Source organism: Jannaschia sp. 2305UL9-9, assembly GCF_041403465.1.
Taxonomy (GTDB): domain Bacteria; phylum Pseudomonadota; class Alphaproteobacteria; order Rhodobacterales; family Rhodobacteraceae; genus Jannaschia.
Map to the genome: position 1 here is coordinate 480,810 of NZ_JBGEHM010000001.1, position 15,883 is coordinate 496,692.

The 15,883-nt window shown below is 66.5% G+C and carries 20 protein-coding genes; 12 read left to right on the forward strand and 8 right to left on the reverse strand.

What is annotated here, in order from left to right; all coding sequences use genetic code 11:
• Positions 1-7 precede the first annotated feature (7 nt).
• The 3 genes from V6N07_RS02380 to pyrC form a co-directional block, all read right to left on the reverse strand.
• Entirely contained in the window at positions 8-1,486 is a 1,479-nt protein-coding gene (locus V6N07_RS02380) for a replicative DNA helicase (RefSeq protein ID WP_371153739.1), read from the reverse strand.
• A gap of 187 nt (positions 1,487-1,673) precedes the next feature.
• Entirely contained in the window at positions 1,674-2,351 is a 678-nt protein-coding gene (locus V6N07_RS02385) for an orotate phosphoribosyltransferase (protein ID WP_371153741.1), read from the reverse strand.
• A 19-nt stretch (positions 2,352-2,370) separates the two neighbouring features.
• On the reverse strand, positions 2,371-3,387 hold the full coding sequence (gene pyrC / locus V6N07_RS02390; protein WP_371153742.1) for a dihydroorotase: 1,017 nt from the start codon (positions 3,385-3,387) through the stop codon (positions 2,371-2,373).
• A 113-nt stretch (positions 3,388-3,500) separates the two neighbouring features.
• Between pyrC and V6N07_RS02395 the strand changes: the two genes are divergently transcribed.
• From V6N07_RS02395 to V6N07_RS02450, 12 genes are all read left to right on the forward strand, one after another.
• The gene (locus V6N07_RS02395) at positions 3,501-4,289 is read left to right on the forward strand and encodes an urease accessory protein UreD (protein ID WP_371153744.1); all 789 of its coding nucleotides are present in this window, start codon (positions 3,501-3,503) and stop codon (positions 4,287-4,289) included.
• Positions 4,290-4,301: 12 nt separating this feature from the next.
• Positions 4,302-4,622 carry an urease subunit gamma gene (locus tag V6N07_RS02400; protein WP_371153746.1) on the forward strand — a complete coding sequence of 107 codons (321 nt, stop codon included), beginning with the start codon at positions 4,302-4,304 and terminating at the stop codon, positions 4,620-4,622.
• The gene (locus V6N07_RS02405) at positions 4,619-4,903 is read left to right on the forward strand and encodes a hypothetical protein (protein WP_371153748.1); all 285 of its coding nucleotides are present in this window, start codon (positions 4,619-4,621) and stop codon (positions 4,901-4,903) included. Before V6N07_RS02400 ends, V6N07_RS02405 begins: the two co-directional genes overlap by 4 nt.
• Positions 4,900-5,208 (forward strand): urease subunit beta, encoded by a 309-nt coding sequence (locus tag V6N07_RS02410; protein ID WP_371153751.1) that lies wholly within the window; start codon positions 4,900-4,902, stop codon positions 5,206-5,208. Before V6N07_RS02405 ends, V6N07_RS02410 begins: the two co-directional genes overlap by 4 nt.
• The gene (locus V6N07_RS02415) at positions 5,208-5,498 is read left to right on the forward strand and encodes an antifreeze protein (RefSeq protein WP_371153753.1); all 291 of its coding nucleotides are present in this window, start codon (positions 5,208-5,210) and stop codon (positions 5,496-5,498) included. The genes V6N07_RS02410 and V6N07_RS02415 overlap by 1 nt, the downstream gene beginning before the upstream one ends.
• A 153-nt stretch (positions 5,499-5,651) precedes the next feature.
• Entirely contained in the window at positions 5,652-7,361 is a 1,710-nt protein-coding gene (ureC, locus tag V6N07_RS02420; protein WP_371153754.1) for an urease subunit alpha, read from the forward strand.
• Between the two features lie 235 nt (positions 7,362-7,596).
• Positions 7,597-8,058, forward strand: coding sequence for an urease accessory protein UreE (locus V6N07_RS02425; protein WP_371153755.1), 462 nt, complete (start codon positions 7,597-7,599; stop codon positions 8,056-8,058).
• Complete coding sequence (locus tag V6N07_RS02430; RefSeq protein ID WP_371153757.1) at positions 8,048-8,665, forward strand: urease accessory protein UreF; 618 nt, start codon at positions 8,048-8,050, stop codon at positions 8,663-8,665. The genes V6N07_RS02425 and V6N07_RS02430 overlap by 11 nt, the downstream gene beginning before the upstream one ends.
• The gene (locus V6N07_RS02435) at positions 8,662-9,033 is read left to right on the forward strand and encodes a carboxymuconolactone decarboxylase family protein (protein WP_371153759.1); all 372 of its coding nucleotides are present in this window, start codon (positions 8,662-8,664) and stop codon (positions 9,031-9,033) included. Before V6N07_RS02430 ends, V6N07_RS02435 begins: the two co-directional genes overlap by 4 nt.
• Positions 9,030-9,659 carry an urease accessory protein UreG gene (ureG, locus tag V6N07_RS02440; RefSeq protein WP_371153761.1) on the forward strand — a complete coding sequence of 210 codons (630 nt, stop codon included), beginning with the start codon at positions 9,030-9,032 and terminating at the stop codon, positions 9,657-9,659. Before V6N07_RS02435 ends, ureG begins: the two co-directional genes overlap by 4 nt.
• An 86-nt stretch (positions 9,660-9,745) precedes the next feature.
• Positions 9,746-10,150, forward strand: a complete 405-nt coding sequence (locus V6N07_RS02445; RefSeq protein WP_371153763.1) for a VOC family protein — start codon at positions 9,746-9,748, stop codon at positions 10,148-10,150.
• 4 nt (positions 10,151-10,154) lie between these two features.
• The gene (locus V6N07_RS02450) at positions 10,155-10,868 is read left to right on the forward strand and encodes a helix-turn-helix transcriptional regulator (RefSeq protein ID WP_371153764.1); all 714 of its coding nucleotides are present in this window, start codon (positions 10,155-10,157) and stop codon (positions 10,866-10,868) included.
• Positions 10,869-10,891: 23 nt separating this feature from the next.
• Here V6N07_RS02450 and V6N07_RS02455 read toward each other — a convergent pair whose 3' ends face one another.
• The 5 genes from V6N07_RS02455 to V6N07_RS02475 all read right to left on the reverse strand — a co-directional run bounded on the left by V6N07_RS02455 (position 10,892) and on the right by V6N07_RS02475 (position 15,862).
• Complete coding sequence (locus V6N07_RS02455; protein WP_371153765.1) at positions 10,892-11,704, reverse strand: TatD family hydrolase; 813 nt, start codon at positions 11,702-11,704, stop codon at positions 10,892-10,894.
• 54 nt (positions 11,705-11,758) lie between these two features.
• Positions 11,759-12,823 (reverse strand): DNA polymerase III subunit delta', encoded by a 1,065-nt coding sequence (locus V6N07_RS02460; RefSeq protein ID WP_371153766.1) that lies wholly within the window; start codon positions 12,821-12,823, stop codon positions 11,759-11,761.
• Positions 12,820-13,437, reverse strand: a complete 618-nt coding sequence (gene tmk / locus V6N07_RS02465) for a dTMP kinase (protein WP_371153767.1) — start codon at positions 13,435-13,437, stop codon at positions 12,820-12,822. Before tmk ends, V6N07_RS02460 begins: the two co-directional genes overlap by 4 nt.
• Positions 13,438-13,588: 151 nt before the next feature.
• A complete protein-coding gene (locus V6N07_RS02470; RefSeq protein WP_371153768.1) occupies positions 13,589-14,752 on the reverse strand; it encodes a D-alanyl-D-alanine carboxypeptidase family protein in 1,164 nt (387 codons plus the stop codon).
• Between the two features lie 42 nt (positions 14,753-14,794).
• Entirely contained in the window at positions 14,795-15,862 is a 1,068-nt protein-coding gene (locus tag V6N07_RS02475) for an SPOR domain-containing protein (RefSeq protein WP_371153769.1), read from the reverse strand.
• Positions 15,863-15,883: the final 21 nt, after the last annotated feature.

Here is a 15,883-nt window from a genome sequence, read left to right on the forward strand (position 1 = left end):
GACGGGTCTATCCGCGGTCCTGCCAGGGTTTCACGAGGTTGCCGAAGCGCGTGAACCGTCCCTCGAACGACAATTCGACAGTGCCGATGGGGCCGTGACGCTGCTTGCCGATGACGACCTCGGCCTTGCCATGCACGGCCTCCATCGCGGCCTGCCATTCGGCCATCTTGTCCAGCTGGTGATCGCCCGGCTTTTCGCGTTCCTTGTAGTATTCCTCGCGGTACACGAACATCACGACGTCCGCATCCTGCTCGATCGAGCCGGATTCGCGAAGGTCCGACAACTGCGGGCGCTTGTCTTCCCGGCTTTCGACCTGACGCGACAACTGGGACAGGGCGATCACGGGGATGTCCAACTCCTTCGCGATGGCCTTCAAGCCTTGGGTGATCGCCGAAACCTCGTTCACGCGGCTGTCGCCCTTGCCGGGTGCGGTGACCAGCTGAAGATAGTCGATGATCAACAAGTCCAGACCATGGGTCCGTTTCTGCCGCCGTGCCCGTGCTGCCAGCTGCGCGATGGGCAGGGCAGGCGTGTCGTCGATATAGAGAGGGCAGGATTCGAGCGCCTTGGCCGCCTCGACGAAGCGGCGGAACTCGGCCTCCGTCATGTCGCCCTTGCGGATCTGCTCGCTGGGCACCTCGGATGCCTCGGACAGGACACGGGCGGCAAGCTGCTCCGCCGACATTTCGAGGGAATAGAACCCCACGACGCCACCCTCGACCGCGCCATCGCGGCCGTCATAGGTCGTGCCGCGCTTATAGGCCTTGGCCACGTTGAACGCGATGTTCGTCGCCAGCGAGGTCTTACCCATCGACGGACGTCCGGCGAGGATCAGAAGGTCGGACCGGTGAAGGCCGCCCAGCTTCTTGTCCATGTCCACGAGGCCGGTCGAAATCCCGGCAAGCCCGCCGTCGCGTTGATAGGCGGCATTGGCCACGTCGACGGCCTGCTTGATGGCGGACAGGAACGACTGGAACCCGCCAGACGACTTGCCCTGTTCGGCAAGGGAATAGAGCTTGGATTCCGCGTCGATGATCTGTTCGCTGGGCTCCTTGTCGACGGTCACATCCGTCGCCTGTGCCGCGATATCGCGCCCGAGGTTGATCAATTCCCGCCGCACGGCAAGATCGTAGATCATCTGCGCATAGTCACGCACCGCATAGGCCGCGACCGCCGATGCCGCCAGCGCCACAAGGTACGACGGCCCGCCCAACGCGGCGAGGCCTTCATCGTCTTCGAGGAACGGCTTCAACGTCACCGGCGAGGCCAGCGCGTTCTTCTGGATGCGCGCGGCGCAGATCTCGTAGATGCGGGCGTGGACGGGGTCGTAGAAATGCTCGGCCCGGATCACACTCGCCGCGCGGTCATACAGGTCGTTGTCCGTCAGAAGCGCGCCCAGCAACTGCTGCTCGGCCTCGACGTTGTGGGGCAGGGTGCCATCTTCGGCCGCGGGGATACCCTGATCCAATCGCATGATCTCGTTCATCGCAAATCCCCATGTCTTGATACCGTCATCTTACCGCCTGCAGGGCGGGGGCGACAATGTTCCCGGCCTGTGGATACCGGGAGTAACGCGCGGCTGAAACGGCAAACCATTGTCCGGACGCAGAAAAAATCCGGCCTCCGGTCTGCATTGTCATGGCGCGCCCTTGCCGGGCCCGCCCGGCCGTCGATCAGGCGCCCTGAGCCGCCTGCCAGCCCCGGGGATCGGTCAGAAAGGCCTCGACCCCGGTCAGCGTCTCCGCATCGAAGGCCGCGCTGTCCTTGGCTTCGGCCAGAACGTCCCACCACGTGCACAGCGAATGCAGCGTCACGCCGTGATCGCCCAGGGTCTTGGTAATCTCCGGGAAGATGCCATAGCTGAAGATGACGCCGGTATGCGCACAGGTGGCGCCGGTGTCGCGGATGGCATCGACGAACGACAGTTTGGAACCGCCATCGGTCGTCATGTCCTCGATCAGAAGGACGCGCTGGCCTTCGGTCATGTTGCCCTCGATCCGGGCATTGCGGCCATAGCCCTTGGGCTTCTTACGCACATAGGACATGGGCAGGGCCATGCGTTCCGCGACGAAGGCGGCAAAGGGAATGCCCGCCGTCTCGCCGCCCGCGATATTGTCGAACGCCTCGAACCCCGCGTTGCGCATGACCGTCACGGCCAGGAAATCCATCAGCGTGGCGCGCAGGCGCGGATAGGAGATCAGCTTGCGGCAATCGATGTAGGTCGGGCTTGGCAGACCACTGGCCAGCTTGAACGGCTCGCGCGCGTTGAAATGCACGGCCTTCACCTCCAACAACGCGCGGGCCGTCAGACGGGCGATCTCTTCTGCGGGGGGATAGGACGTGGGGATCATGTCGTGCGCTTTCGATGAATCAGGTGACGTGCCAATGCAGCGGATGGCCGGGGTCGAACAGGGTCACGGTCTGCCCATGCCCTTCGATCCGGTCGGGCAGGGACAGGGCCGCGCCCCGGGTCAGGGTGATCCTGTCCTCGTTCGGGGCCAGACCATAGTGCGCCGGACCGTGGAGCGAGACGAACCCTTCCAGCCGGTCCAGCGCGCCCTCTTCCTCGAAGACATGCGCAAGGCACGACAGGGCGTGCGGTGCGGTAAAGCAGCCGGCTGCGCAGCAGGTCGCTTCCTTCGCATGCGTCGGGTGCGGGGCGCTGTCCGTGCCAAGAAAGAAGCGCGTGTCCCCGTTGGTCGCAACCTGTCGCAACCGGGCCTGATGGGTGTCGCGCTTGAGGATCGGAAGGCAGTAGAAGTGCGGCCGCATTCCGCCCGCCAGCATGTCGTTCCGGTTCGCCATCAGGTGCTGAACCGTGATCGTCGCGCCGGTGTTGTCGTTGCCTTGCACGAAATCCACGGCCTCGGCGGTGGTGACATGCTCCAGCGTGATCTTCAGCGCCGGATGCGCCCGGCGCAGCGGCGTCAGGGTGCGGTCGATGAACGTCGCTTCGCGGTCGAAGATGTCGATGTCGCGATCGGTCACCTCACCGTGGATGCACAGCGGAATGCCCGCCTCCTCCATTGCGGTCAGAACCGGCCGGACCTTGTCGAAATCGCGCACGCCGGACGCGGAATTGGTGGTCGCCCCGGCCGGATACAACTTGACCGCCGTGATGACGCCGGCGGCATGTGCGGCCACCACATCGGCGGGATCGGTCGCTTCGGTCAGGTACAGCGTCATCAGCGGACGGGCAAACCCCGCGGCTTGGATGCGGTCGCGATAGGCGGCGGCCTCGGCCCCTGTTACGACAGGCGGCACGAGGTTCGGCATCACGATGGCGCGGGCGAAATGGGCGGATTGCGGCGCCACGAGGCGCAGCATGTCGTCATCGCGCAGATGCAGGTGCCAGTCGTCGGGGCGGCGAAGGGTCAGGGTATCCATGTCGCGCGGCATAGCGCGGGGGGTGCCTGTTTGGCCAGAGGGCGGATGCTCTTTTGGCCCGGCGGGGGGCGTGTCATACCACGCGAAAACCACGGGTGGCTAAGGGGTGAACCATGTCCGACCTGATGCAGCGTGTCCACGGTGGCGCCTCGGTTCGCATGACGCGCGCAGGTCTGGCCGACCTGCGCCAGCGTGGCAGCGCCAAGGCGATGCTGCCGCGCACCGACGATCCCGACCCGGAGGTGGTGTTCCTGAACACGGCGGGCGGCGTCACCGGTGGTGACAGGCTGGACTATGCCCTGTCCGTCGGTGCGCAGGCCCGCGTGACCGGGGCCACCCAGACCGCCGAACGGGCCTATCGGGCCGTAGGGGACGATCCCGGCATCGTCACCACCCGGCTGTCCGTCGGCACCGGCGCGCGCCTCGACTGGTTGCCGCAGGAGGTGATCCTGTTCGAAGGCGCGCATCTGCGGCGTGTGACCGAGGTGGAGCTTGCCGGCGATGCGATGTTCCTCGGGGTCGAATCGGTCGTTCTGGGGCGGGCTGCCCATGGCGAGATCCTGCGCGATGCGCGGCTTGACGATATTCGCACCATTCGGCGTGACGGTCGCCTTGTCCATCAGGAACATCTTGCCCTGTCGGCGGATGCCCTGGCCGATGACGCGGCCCTTGGTGGTGCGCGGGCCATGGCCACGCTGACCCTTGTCGGGCAGGGCGTCGGCGACGCGCTCGGGCCGCTGCGCGATACGCTAGGGGCGGACGGACACGCCAGCGCCATGGACGGCCGCCTGATCGCGCGGTTGATGGCCGCGGACGCCGCACCGTTGCGTCGCGCGCTGATCCGCGCCATCGTGACCCTGCGCGGTCGGCCCGTCCCCCGCGTCTGGCAAAGCGATATCTGAGAGGGCGCGCCCATGAACCTGACCCCCCGTGAAAAGGACAAGCTGTTGGTCAGCCTCGCTGCGATGGTGGCCCGCAACCGGCTCGAACGCGGCGTGAAGCTGAACCATCCCGAGGCGATCGCGCTGATCACGGACTACGTCGTCGAAGGCGCCCGCGATGGCCGCTCCGTCTCGGACCTGATGCAGGCGGCCGCGCATGTGGTGCGCGCCGATCAATGCATGGATGGCATTCCGGACATGATCCACGACGTCCAGGTCGAGGCGACGTTTCCCGATGGCACCAAGCTGGTGACGGTTCATCACCCCATCCGCCCGGCGGAGCAGGCGGCATGATCCTTCTGAACCTCGTCATCGGCATCCTGACCGGCATGGCCGTTCCTCGCGTCGAGCGCGCGTTGAAAAGCTGGGCCGAATCGATCTGGCTTGGCAGGATGGGGATCTCGGATCACGAATTCGACCTTGCCGCCCTGCTGGTCATCCTGATGGCCGCGGCTGTCGTCTGCGCGGTTCTGGGCATCGACAGCTCTGCCTTCCTTCTGGCCTTGGGCGCACTTGTCGGCCTGTTCGGTAAACGTTTCTGGTCACGCATCATGCATCCTGGAGAAACCATATGATCCCCGGAGAGGTCCTGCCCGCGGCAGGTGATATCACGCTGAACGCCGATGCCGAGGTCACGACCCTCGAGGTGTCGAACACCGGCGACAGGCCCGTTCAGGTCGGCAGCCATTATCATTTCGCCGAAACGAATGGCGCTTTGTCGTTTGATCGGAACAAAGCGCGCGGTCAGCGGTTGGACATAGCTGCAGGCACCGCAGTCCGGTTCGAACCGGGGCAGACACGCCGCGTGCACCTCGTTCCCCTTTCGGGCGATCGGCGTGTGTTCGGGTTCAACGGTGTCGTGAACGGAGACCTGGAATAATGCTCGAACTGTTTCACCTGCAGATGCGCACCGCACAGATGATGGTCGAGGCGAATACCGTGATCGGCCTTCGGATGCTGGGCATGGCGGGGGTGCTGCCCTCGGACGCAGGTGAAACATCCCGCATGGTTTCGGAAAAGCAGAAGGCATTCGCGCGGGCCGGGGCCGCGGCCTCTGCCGCGATGATCGCGGGCAAGACCCCGTTGCAGGCCTACGGCCTTGCCCTGACGCCGATCGGCAAGACAACGCGCGCGAACGCCATGCGTCTGACCAAGCGCAAGATCGCATAGGGGCGCCATCACCGTGTGGCGCATAGGTGATTGCCACGCGTTCATACCCTGCTGAAGTTATAGGCAAACAGGCGCGATCCGCTCGGCGGGGCTTTGACAATCCTGCCCGTGCAGGGTCTGACTGGGGCTCGAATTCAAGAGCCGGAGCCGACGATGCCTGCCACCCTGTCCCGCCGCAGCTATGCCGACATGTATGGCCCCACCACCGGTGACCGCGTCCGCCTTGCCGATACCGAACTGTTCATCGAGGTGGAACGGGATCACACCACCTATGGCGAAGAGGTCAAGTTCGGCGGCGGCAAGGTCATCCGCGACGGCATGGGCCAGTCGCAGCGCACCCGCGCCGAGGGCGCGATGGACACCGTCATCACCAACGCCCTGATCGTGGACCACACCGGCATCTACAAGGCGGACGTCGGCCTGCGTGACGGGCGCATCGCGGCCATCGGCAAGGCGGGGAACCCCGATACGCAACCGGGCGTCGATATCATTATCGGACCGGGGACGGAGGCCATCGCGGGTGAAGGGCGCATCCTGACGGCGGGCGGTTTCGACAGCCACATCCACTTCATCTGTCCGCAGCAGATGGAGGACGGCCTGCACTCTGGCGTGACGACGTTCCTCGGCGGCGGCACCGGCCCCGCCCACGGTACGCTGGCCACGACCTGCACGCCGGGGCCTTGGCACATCGGGCGCATGTTGCAGGCGATGGACGCCTTTCCGGTCAACCTCGCGCTGTCGGGCAAGGGCAACGCCTCGCGCAAGGCCCCGTTGGAGGAAATGGTCCGCGCCGGTGCCTGTGCGATGAAACTGCACGAGGATTGGGGCACCACGCCCGAGGCGATCGACACCTGTCTGACCGTCGCCGACGACATGGACGTGCAGGTGATGATCCACACCGACACGCTGAACGAAAGCGGCTTCGTCGAGAACACGGTCGCCGCCATGAAGGGCCGCACCATCCACGCCTTCCACACCGAGGGCGCGGGCGGTGGGCATGCGCCCGACATCATCAAGGTCTGCGGGTTGGACCACGTCATCCCGTCGTCCACCAACCCGACACGGCCCTATACGGTCAACACGTTGGAAGAGCACCTCGACATGCTGATGGTGTGTCACCATCTCGACAAATCCATCCCCGAGGATGTCGCCTTCGCCGAGTCGCGCATCCGTAAGGAGACGATCGCCGCCGAGGATATCCTGCACGACATGGGCGCGTTCAGCATCATCGCGTCGGACAGCCAGGCGATGGGCCGCGTGGGCGAGGTTCTGATCCGCACGTGGCAGACCGCCGACAAGATGAAGCGTCAGCGCGGCCGCCTGGCTGAGGAGACGGGCGACAACGACAACATCCGCGTCCGCCGCTACATCGCGAAATACACGATCAACCCGGCAATCGCGCACGGCATCTCGACCGAGATCGGCAGCATCGAGGTGGGCAAACGCGCGGACCTCGTGATGTGGAACCCCGCGTTCTTCGGCGTGAAGCCCGAGATGGTTCTGGTCGGCGGCACAATCGCCATGGCGCAGATGGGCGACCCCAACGCCTCCATCCCGACGCCGCAACCCGTCTATTCCCGCCCCATGTGGGGCAGCTATGGCCGCTCGGTCGAGAAGGGCGCCGTCATCTTTACAAGCGCCGCCGCGGTCGAAGACGGTATCGAGGATCAGCTCGGCCTCGCCAAATCCCTCGTGGCCGTGAAGGGCACGCGTGGGATCGGCAAGAAAGACATGGTTCTGAATGACTTGACGCCCGACGTTGAAGTCGATCCGGAAACCTACGAGGTGCGGGCCAACGGCGAACTTCTGACTTGCGAGCCGGCGAGCGAGCTACCCATGGCTCAGCGGTATTTCATGTTTTGAAAAGTTGCCCCACGACCTGCGACCGTCGAAGGCGCGCGCAGAACGCCCAGTGGCAGTGCCCGTAGGGTCGCCACGAGGCGGGGGCGACGGCGGCGTTGCGATCAACGGACGCCGCGCCGACGCCGATCACACTGCGGCCGCCGTATCCGGTGCGCAAGGGGCATTGCCGGGTGGTCCGTCATCTTGCGACCCGTCCCATGTCCGGTGCCGCCACCCCAATCACGAGAGAAACGAGATGTCCGAAATACTTGAGCCGCCAGCCGTTATCCTCCTCGATCACCTCCACCACGCTGCCGACAGCATCCGGCTGGACTACGATGCGCGGCTGGTTCGTCGCAAACGTCTGATCACCGACGGGGGCAGGGCCGTGATGCTCGACCTTGCCGAGCTGACGGACCTCAGCCATTTTGCCGGGCTGCGCCTGTCCGACGGGACGGAGATCGCGCTGGAGGCGGCGGCGGAGCCGGTTCTGGTGGTCGAAGGCAATCTGCCCCGGCTGGCATGGCACATCGGCAACCGGCACACACCCTGTCAGATCGAGGACGATCATCTGATCATTCGGGACGATCATGTTCTGCGCGGCATGCTGGAAGGTCTGGGCGCAAAGGTCACGCCGGATACGCGGCCTTTCCGCCCCGAAGGCGGGGCGTATGGGCACGGGCGCACGATGGGGCACGATCACGGCCATGACCACTGATATTCTGCGACTGACGCAATGGTTGTCACCGGCCTTTCCGGTGTCGGGGTACGCCTATTCCCACGGGCTGGAGGCTGCGATGGCCAGTGGTCGCGTGCGGGACGCCGCCGGATGCAAGGCATGGGCTGAAACCGTCCTGCGCCATGGAACCGGTGCGCTGGATGCCTGGGTCATCCGGCAGACGATGGGCGGCGCCGATGCGGACGAGATGCGCGATTTGATCCATGCCCGCGCAGGATGCGCGGAGCGGTGGGAGGAAACGCACGCCATGGGCGCCGCATTCTGCGAGGTGACGACCGGCATGGGGGACGCACCGCTCGCCGACTTGCCATTGCCTGTGGCACTTGGTGTGCGCGCGCGGGGGATGGATGCCGAACTGGTCGTGACCCTATATCTGCAATCCTTCGCGGGGCAGATCGTCTCTGCCGCCACGCGGTTCCTGCCGCTGGGCCAGACCGAGGCGCAGGCCGTGCTGCGCGCCCTGCACACGGTCATTGCCGAGGTCGCCGCGAGACACCCCGTCGATCCCCCAGGCAACGCGGCCATCCTGCCGGACCTTGACGCTATGGCGCATGAAACCCTGCAACCGAGGATCTTTCGCACATGACCACCTACGAGGCCGGCAAGGCCCTGTCCGAACAGGTCAATCCGGGAATGGAGGATGCCCTGCGCGCCCGTTATGGCCATCTGGTCCCCGGCCTCGCCGAAGGCGTGGTCGACTGGGCCTACGGACGGCATTACGCCGATGAAACACTGCCCCTGCGCGACCGCTACATCGCCACCATCGCCGTGCTGACGGCGCAGGGCACGATACCGCAGCTGAAGGTGAATATCGCGGGTGCCCGGAAATCCGGTCTCAGCCGGGAGGAGATCGGGGCCGTCATCTGGCAGATGGCCCTGTATGGTGGCATGCCTTCTGCGATCAATGGCCTGAATGCCGCGCTGGACGTGTTTGCCGAGGAGGACGCCGAATGACTTCGCCCAATGGACCCCTTCGCGTCGGGATCGGCGGCCCGGTCGGGGCAGGCAAGACGACGCTGACGGAATGCCTGGCCCGTGCCCTGTCGCGCGACCTGTCGATCGCGGTGATCACCAATGACATCTACACGCGGGAGGATGCGGAATTCCTGTTGCGTGCGCAGGCCTTGCCCGCCGATCGCATTCGCGGCGTGGAAACCGGTGGTTGCCCCCACACCGCGATACGTGAAGACGCCAGCATCAATCTGGCCGCCATCGCGGATCTGCGCGGTCAGCATCCGGATCTTGATGTCATCCTGATCGAAAGCGGCGGCGACAACCTTGCCGCCACCTTCAGCCCCGAACTTGCCGATCTGACGATCTACCTGATCGACACCGCAGCCGGACAGGACATTCCCCGCAAACGCGGACCGGGTGTGACCCGATCGGACCTGCTGGTGATCAACAAGACGGATCTTGCCCCGCATGTCGGTGTCGACCTCGATCTTGCCCGCAGCGATCTGGAGGTCGCGCGCGCCGGGCGTCCCTTCGTCATGGCCGCCCTGCGCCAGGGCACCGGAGTGGAGGAGATCGTGGCCTTCATCCGTCGCGAAGGTGGGCTGGAAGAAACCGTGGCTGCCTGACATCCTCCTGACAGGATGCTGTCAGGAGGGCTGTGCGATCACCTCTCCATCGCCCCGACGTCCGGGGCCGTCACAGGAGAGCCGAGATGACCGAGAGCCATGATTTCGCCCCCGAGCCCGATGCCGCAGCCGCCCCGAATGCCGTCGTCTGGGCAGAGATTCCCGTGACCGACCTCGCGCGGGGGCAGGCCTTCTACGAGGCGGTGCTGGGCGTGACCATGAAGGCGGAACAGATGGGCCCGAACATGGCCGCCGTCTTTCCCTATGCCGGCGGGGCCGGTGTTTCGGGACACATCTACGAGGGCAAACCGGCAGGCGACGGTCGCGGCCCGACGGTCAGCCTGCTGGTGACCGACGATCTGACCCAAGTGATGGAGCGGGTCTGGACGGCAGGCGGCAAGGTTCTGGGCGAGGTGATCACCATCCCCTTCGGTCGGTTCTTCTATGCCACCGACCCCGACGGTAATTCGCTCAGCCTGTTCCGGGTCTGACGGCATGCGCCGCGCCGACCGTCTGTTCCGCCTCGTGCAGGTGATGCGCGGTGGCAAGCTGTGGACGGCGGCGCGGCTGGCCGAGGAGATGGAGGTCTCCGAGCGGACCGTCTATCGCGACATCGCCGATCTGATGGCGTCCGGTGTGCCGATCGAGGGCGCGGCGGGCGTCGGATACATCATGCGCGCAGGTTTCGACCTGCCGCCGTTGATGTTCACGCAGGAAGAGGTCGGCGCCCTCGCGCTCGGCGCGCGCATGGTGGTTGCCTGGGGCGGGCCGAAGATGGCGCGGGGCGCGCGCGATGCCCTGTCCAAGATCGAGGCGATCTTGCCGCGCCCAGAGGACGTCGACGATACGCTCGCCCGGATCGCGGCCCTTCAGACCGGAATGGCCACCGTCGATCGCACGCGGCTGGATGACCTAGACCGGCAGATCCGCGAAGGCCGCGTGGTCAGCATGGGGTATGTCGATGCCGCTGGCATCACGACAGAAAGACGCGTGCACCCTTTGGGCCTTTGGTTCTGGGGGCGGACCTGGACCTTGGTTGGATGGTGCGAAAAGCGAGAGGACTTCCGCATGTTCCGCCTCGACCGGATCGCATCGCTCGATGCCTTGTCCGAACGGTTCGAGCCGCATCCGGATCGAAGCCTTGCCGCCTGTCTGGCCCAGATGGAAGAACGCGAGGGACGCAAGCTGCCGCCCGATCCGCTGCGATAGGCTGGGTATGCTTCGCCCGTGCCCTAAGGCGTTGCGGCGGCATCATCTGTCCAGGATGCTGCCTTGCTGAACAGCCGCTCGAAATTCGCTTCTGTCGCGGCGGCAAAATCGGCGTAGTCGATGCCGAACACGTCGGCGCCCTTGCGCGCGGCGTGGGCCACGAAGGAAGGCTCGTTGCGTTTGCCACGATGCGGCGGCGGGGCAAGATAGGGGGCATCCGTCTCCACCAGCACCCGGTCCAGCGGCGCACCGGCGAAGATGTCCCTGACCTCCTGACTGCGCGGGAAGGCGGCGATGCCCGACATCGAGAGGTAGAACCCGAGGTCGAGCGCAGCTTTGGCCAGCGCCGGACCGGACGAGAAGCAATGCATGACGCAGGTATAGGGTCCTGCGCGATGCTCCTCGGTCAGGATGCGGGCCATGTCGTCGTCGGCGTCACGTGAATGGATGATCAACGGCAGGCCGGTTTGGCGGCACGCCTCGATATGAATGCGCAGGCTTTCCTGCTGCACCGCCTTGCTGTCGGCAGTGTAGTGATAGTCGAGGCCCGTTTCGCCGATGCCGACCATCTTGGGATGCCGCGCAAGGTCCACAAGCTGCTCGACTGTCGCCATCGGTTCATCCGCGGCGGACATCGGGTGCGTGCCGGCCGCCCAGAACACCGGGGCATGGGCGTCGGCAAGGGCGCGCACCGTCGGGGTCTGCCGCAACTTGGTGCAGATCGTCACCATCCGGTGGACGCCTGCCGCATTCGCGCGGCTCAGCAGGTCGGGCAATTCACCCTCGAACTGCGGAAAGTCGAGGTGGCAGTGGCTGTCTGTGATCATCGGTTCCATGATGCGCGACCTAGGCCCTGACGCCGCGCGGGGCAAGGGACAGAGGCACGCGCCTCAGACTGCGCGGGCCTGCGCGTCGATGCGGGCCAGTGCATCCCACACGATCGCAGCGGCATCGACGTTGACGGCCCGGGCGTGGCCCGCCCGATCGCCGATATCCTGTGCCAGCGCGGCCCAGGCCCGCGCCGCCCGATCATGGGGGGCCAGACGGCCCAGCACCTCCGCCTCGGGGGTCGGGGCATCGGCCGGGGGGCCCAGCAGACCCGCGCGCGCGGCGCGGTGCAGCAATCGGTCGATGGCATCCAGCGTCTGTTGCAGGCGTTCGGCACCGGCCTTGCCCGCGCAGGCATCCGCAAGACCGCGCGCCGCACCACGATCCATCTGGGCGCGCGTGAACAGATCGAGCAGCCGCCCATAGATCTCCGCCCCCCCGGTGGCGAGGGCAAGGGCCGCGCCCACGGATCCTTCGGCCAGCGCCAGTCGGGTGGGATCCGCCTGACCGCCCGCCTGCTCGACGGCGGCGGTCAGGGCATCGGGGTCCAGGCCGGTCAGCCGCAGAACCCGGCACCGGGACCGGATGGTGGGCAACAGGCGCGCGGGCTGATGCGCGATCAGCAACAGGGTCGTGCGGGCCGGCGGTTCCTCCAACAGCTTGAGGATGGCGTTGGCGGCATTCGGGTTCAGGTCGTCTGCGGCATCGACGATCACGACGCGGCGCCCGCCGGCGGACATGGAAAAGAACCCGCCAAGCCGACGCACCTCGTCCACCGTGATCTGCGTCGACAGGCGTTTCGCCTTCTCGTCCCACGGACGGCGCAACAGCATCAGGCCCGGCGCGGACAGGGCCCCAATCTGGCGCAGGGCAGGGTGATCCGGCGTCGGGTCGAGGGTCGTGGCCTGTGCCGACGGATCGGTCAGCAGAAACCGTGCGATACGCCAAGCCAGCGTCGCCTTGCCGACCCCGCGCGGCCCGGTCAGCAACCAGCCGTGATGCATCCGCCCCGTCGTCCACGCGTCAAGGAAGGCCGCCTCGGCCGCCTCCTGTCCGAACAGCTGAGGTGTGTCGCGCGGGTGCGGGGCGTCACCTGCGCGGTCGGCTTCGGGCAGGTCGTCGCTCATGCCTCGGCCCCGTGTACCGCAAGGATGGCATCGACGCGCGCGGCGACGTCCTCGGGCGTGCCACTGCCATCGATCAGGTGGACCCGACCCGGCAGATCCCGGGCAAGCGCCCGGAAACCGGCGCGCAGCTTGTGTTGAAACGGCAGGCCGAAATCCTCGAACCGGTCCTCACCCGATCTGCGGGCCAGACCACGCGACAGCGCGGCCTCGGGGTCGACATCCAGAACGAGGGTCAGGTCCGGTTCCCGCCCGATCATCAGGCTGTGCAGGCGGTCTACCGTGGCCCGCAGATCGCCGCGCGTCGCGCCCTGATAGACACGGGTGCTGTCGGCAAAGCGATCGGTGATCACCCAATCCCCCCGCGCCAAGGCCGGATCGATCAGGCGTTCGAGGTGGTCGCGGCGCGCGGCGGTGAACAGCAGCAGTTCCGTTTCGGCGGACCAACGACCGGGCGCGCCTTCGACCAGAAGGCGACGAATCTCCTCGGCGCCGGGGCTGCCGCCCGGCTCCCGCGTCCAGACGACGGGCTGGCCCCGGCTACCCAGACGCTCTGCCAGGTGTCTGGACTGTGTGGACTTGCCGCAGCCGTCGATGCCTTCGAACGAGATGAACATGCCGTCCCCTAACAGGGCCTGTGCCACCGGGAAAGATGCCCTGCGCCGCTGTCGTCCGGCATGTGCGTCATTGGTACCGCGTGCCGCAGCCTGTCCGCATCGCCCGCCCTGATCGGACCGGACCAAGCGGCCCGGCCTTCGGGGCATGCGATCACTCGAACCGGGCCAATGCGCTGCCCAGAACGGTCTCGGCCACCTCGGCCCCGGCGATCTGAATGCGCCGCCATGGTCCCGCGCGCGGCACATCCCGACCCGCGACAAGCGGAACATCAACCGACGGGATACCGGGATGCGCAAGCGTCAGCGTGCCAAGCCGATCCCCGGCGGCGATCGGTGCCTGCAGCGGACCTTCGTAGGTGATCGTGCCGGTCACCGCCTCGCGGCCCGTGACGGGCAGAAGAAGCGTCACCCCTTCGGCCGGGACAAGGTCGACGGAGGGAACTTCGCCCATGAAAACGTCGGCCTGCATCACCGCCTCGGTCGGGTCGTCCAGCATCGTTTCCTCGGCGAACTGGCGGAATGACCAATTCACGATCCGCTCCGATTCTTCGGCGCGGGCCGCCTCGGTCTCGAGGCCGGAAATCACGAAGGTCACGCGGCGATCGCCCTGCACGGCGCTGCCGACCAGACCATAGCCCGCCTCCTGCGTATGGCCCGTCTTCAGGCCGTCGGCGCCGATGCCGAGCCGCAGCAAGGGGTTGCGGTTGAACCTGTTGGAAGGAGAGCGGCCGTCGAACGCGAACTCCCGCTCATCGAAGTAGTCGTAGTACTCCGGGAATTCGGTGATCAGACGCTCGGCCAGAATGGACAGGTCGCGCATCGACATGACGTGACCCGGCTCGGGCCACCCGTTGGAGTTGCGAAACACGCTGTTCATCATGCCCAACTCGCGCGCGCGGTCGGTCATCATCGCGGCGAACCCATCCTCGGTCCCATCGGGCGAAAGGGCTTCGGCCAGAACGGCGGTGGCATCGTTGCCGGACAGGACGACGATGCCACGGATCAGGTCTTCGACCGAAACGCGATCACGGCTGTCGAGGAACATCGTCGACCCGCCATAGGCCGCGGCCGCCGTCGATACGGGCAAGGTGGTGTCCAGCGACAGTCGACCGTCACGCAATGCCTCGAACGTCATGTTCAGGGTCATCAACTTGGACATCGACGCAGGCGGCAACGGCACATCGGCGTTCTTGGACAGCAGGACCTGACCGGTATTGTGATCGACGACGATGGCCGAACCGGCCTGTGTCTGGAACTCCTGCGCCCAGAGGGGGGCGCAGGTCATCGTCAGGATCGCGAGAGTGGTGCGGAGCATGTGGCAGCTTCTCCGTGAGGGAATTTCCCCCGATATAGGACCTTAGCCCGAGACTGCATAGGCGTCGGTAAAGCCGAGCGACTTTGCCTTGCGGAGAACCGCCGCCCGGTCCGACGCGGTCATCGACGGACCGACGATCACGCGCCAGAACGTGCGCCCGCGGCTTTCCTGTTCCAACACGGTCGGCAGGACGCCCGCGTTGGACAGGGACGTGGCCGTGTCCCGTGCGTTCTGCTCGACCGAGAAGATGCCGATCTGGATGTAGGCGCGGTCCAGCGAGCCGGTGCGCGGCACCGCGCCACGAGCAGGCGTCGCGGCCACGCGCGGCGCGTCCAGCGAAGTGGCGGATACGGACGACGGTGCGGCGGTGCTGGCCATCTCGATATCTGCGTCCCCATCGAGGGAGGCCGGCGTCGGCAGCGGGGCGGGATCTGCGTTGCGCTTGCCAAAGGTCCGCTGGAACCAGTTCTGCCGCTTTGGCGCCGACTCCTGCGGCGATGCGGCGTCCGCTGCGGCCGTCTCGAAATCGTCGGTTTCGGGCGATTGCGATGCGATCGAAGCCGCGGCGGTCCTCTCCGGGACGGCAGCGGCGGCCTCGGGCTGCGCCGGGGTCTCGGGCGCGGCAGAGGCCTGGATGATCCGGTCTTCCGCGACGGGGGGCTGTGCATCGGCGACGGCGTCGGGTGCGCTGACCGTGGGGGCCGCGGCGGGGTCCGGCACCTCTTCGCGGCGCAGGGCAACGACATCGATGGTCGTTGGCGCACCGGCGATGATGCCCAGTGCCGCTGCCGCGTCGGACGACAATTGCAGGGCAGGGCCGGGGTTTCCACGTTCCCGCTTGAAAAGGGCGCCGATGACGAATTTTCCGTTGGCCTCATTCCGGATGATCACGCGTTCCGGGTCGCGCACATCGGGGGCGGCGACCCAGACGCCGCCAAGACTTGGCCGACCGTCCCACAAGGCGCGGTCGTTGGCCTGAAAGACCTCGGGCGCCTCGATGTCGCGTTCGATCAGCTGGACGCTGGTCCCCAGACCCGAGCCGCGGGTGGCATCGCTGCCCCCGCCGCCGCCGAAGGTTCCGCCCGGCTGACAGGCCGCAAGCAGTGCCAAGGCACCGGCGGACGTAAGAAG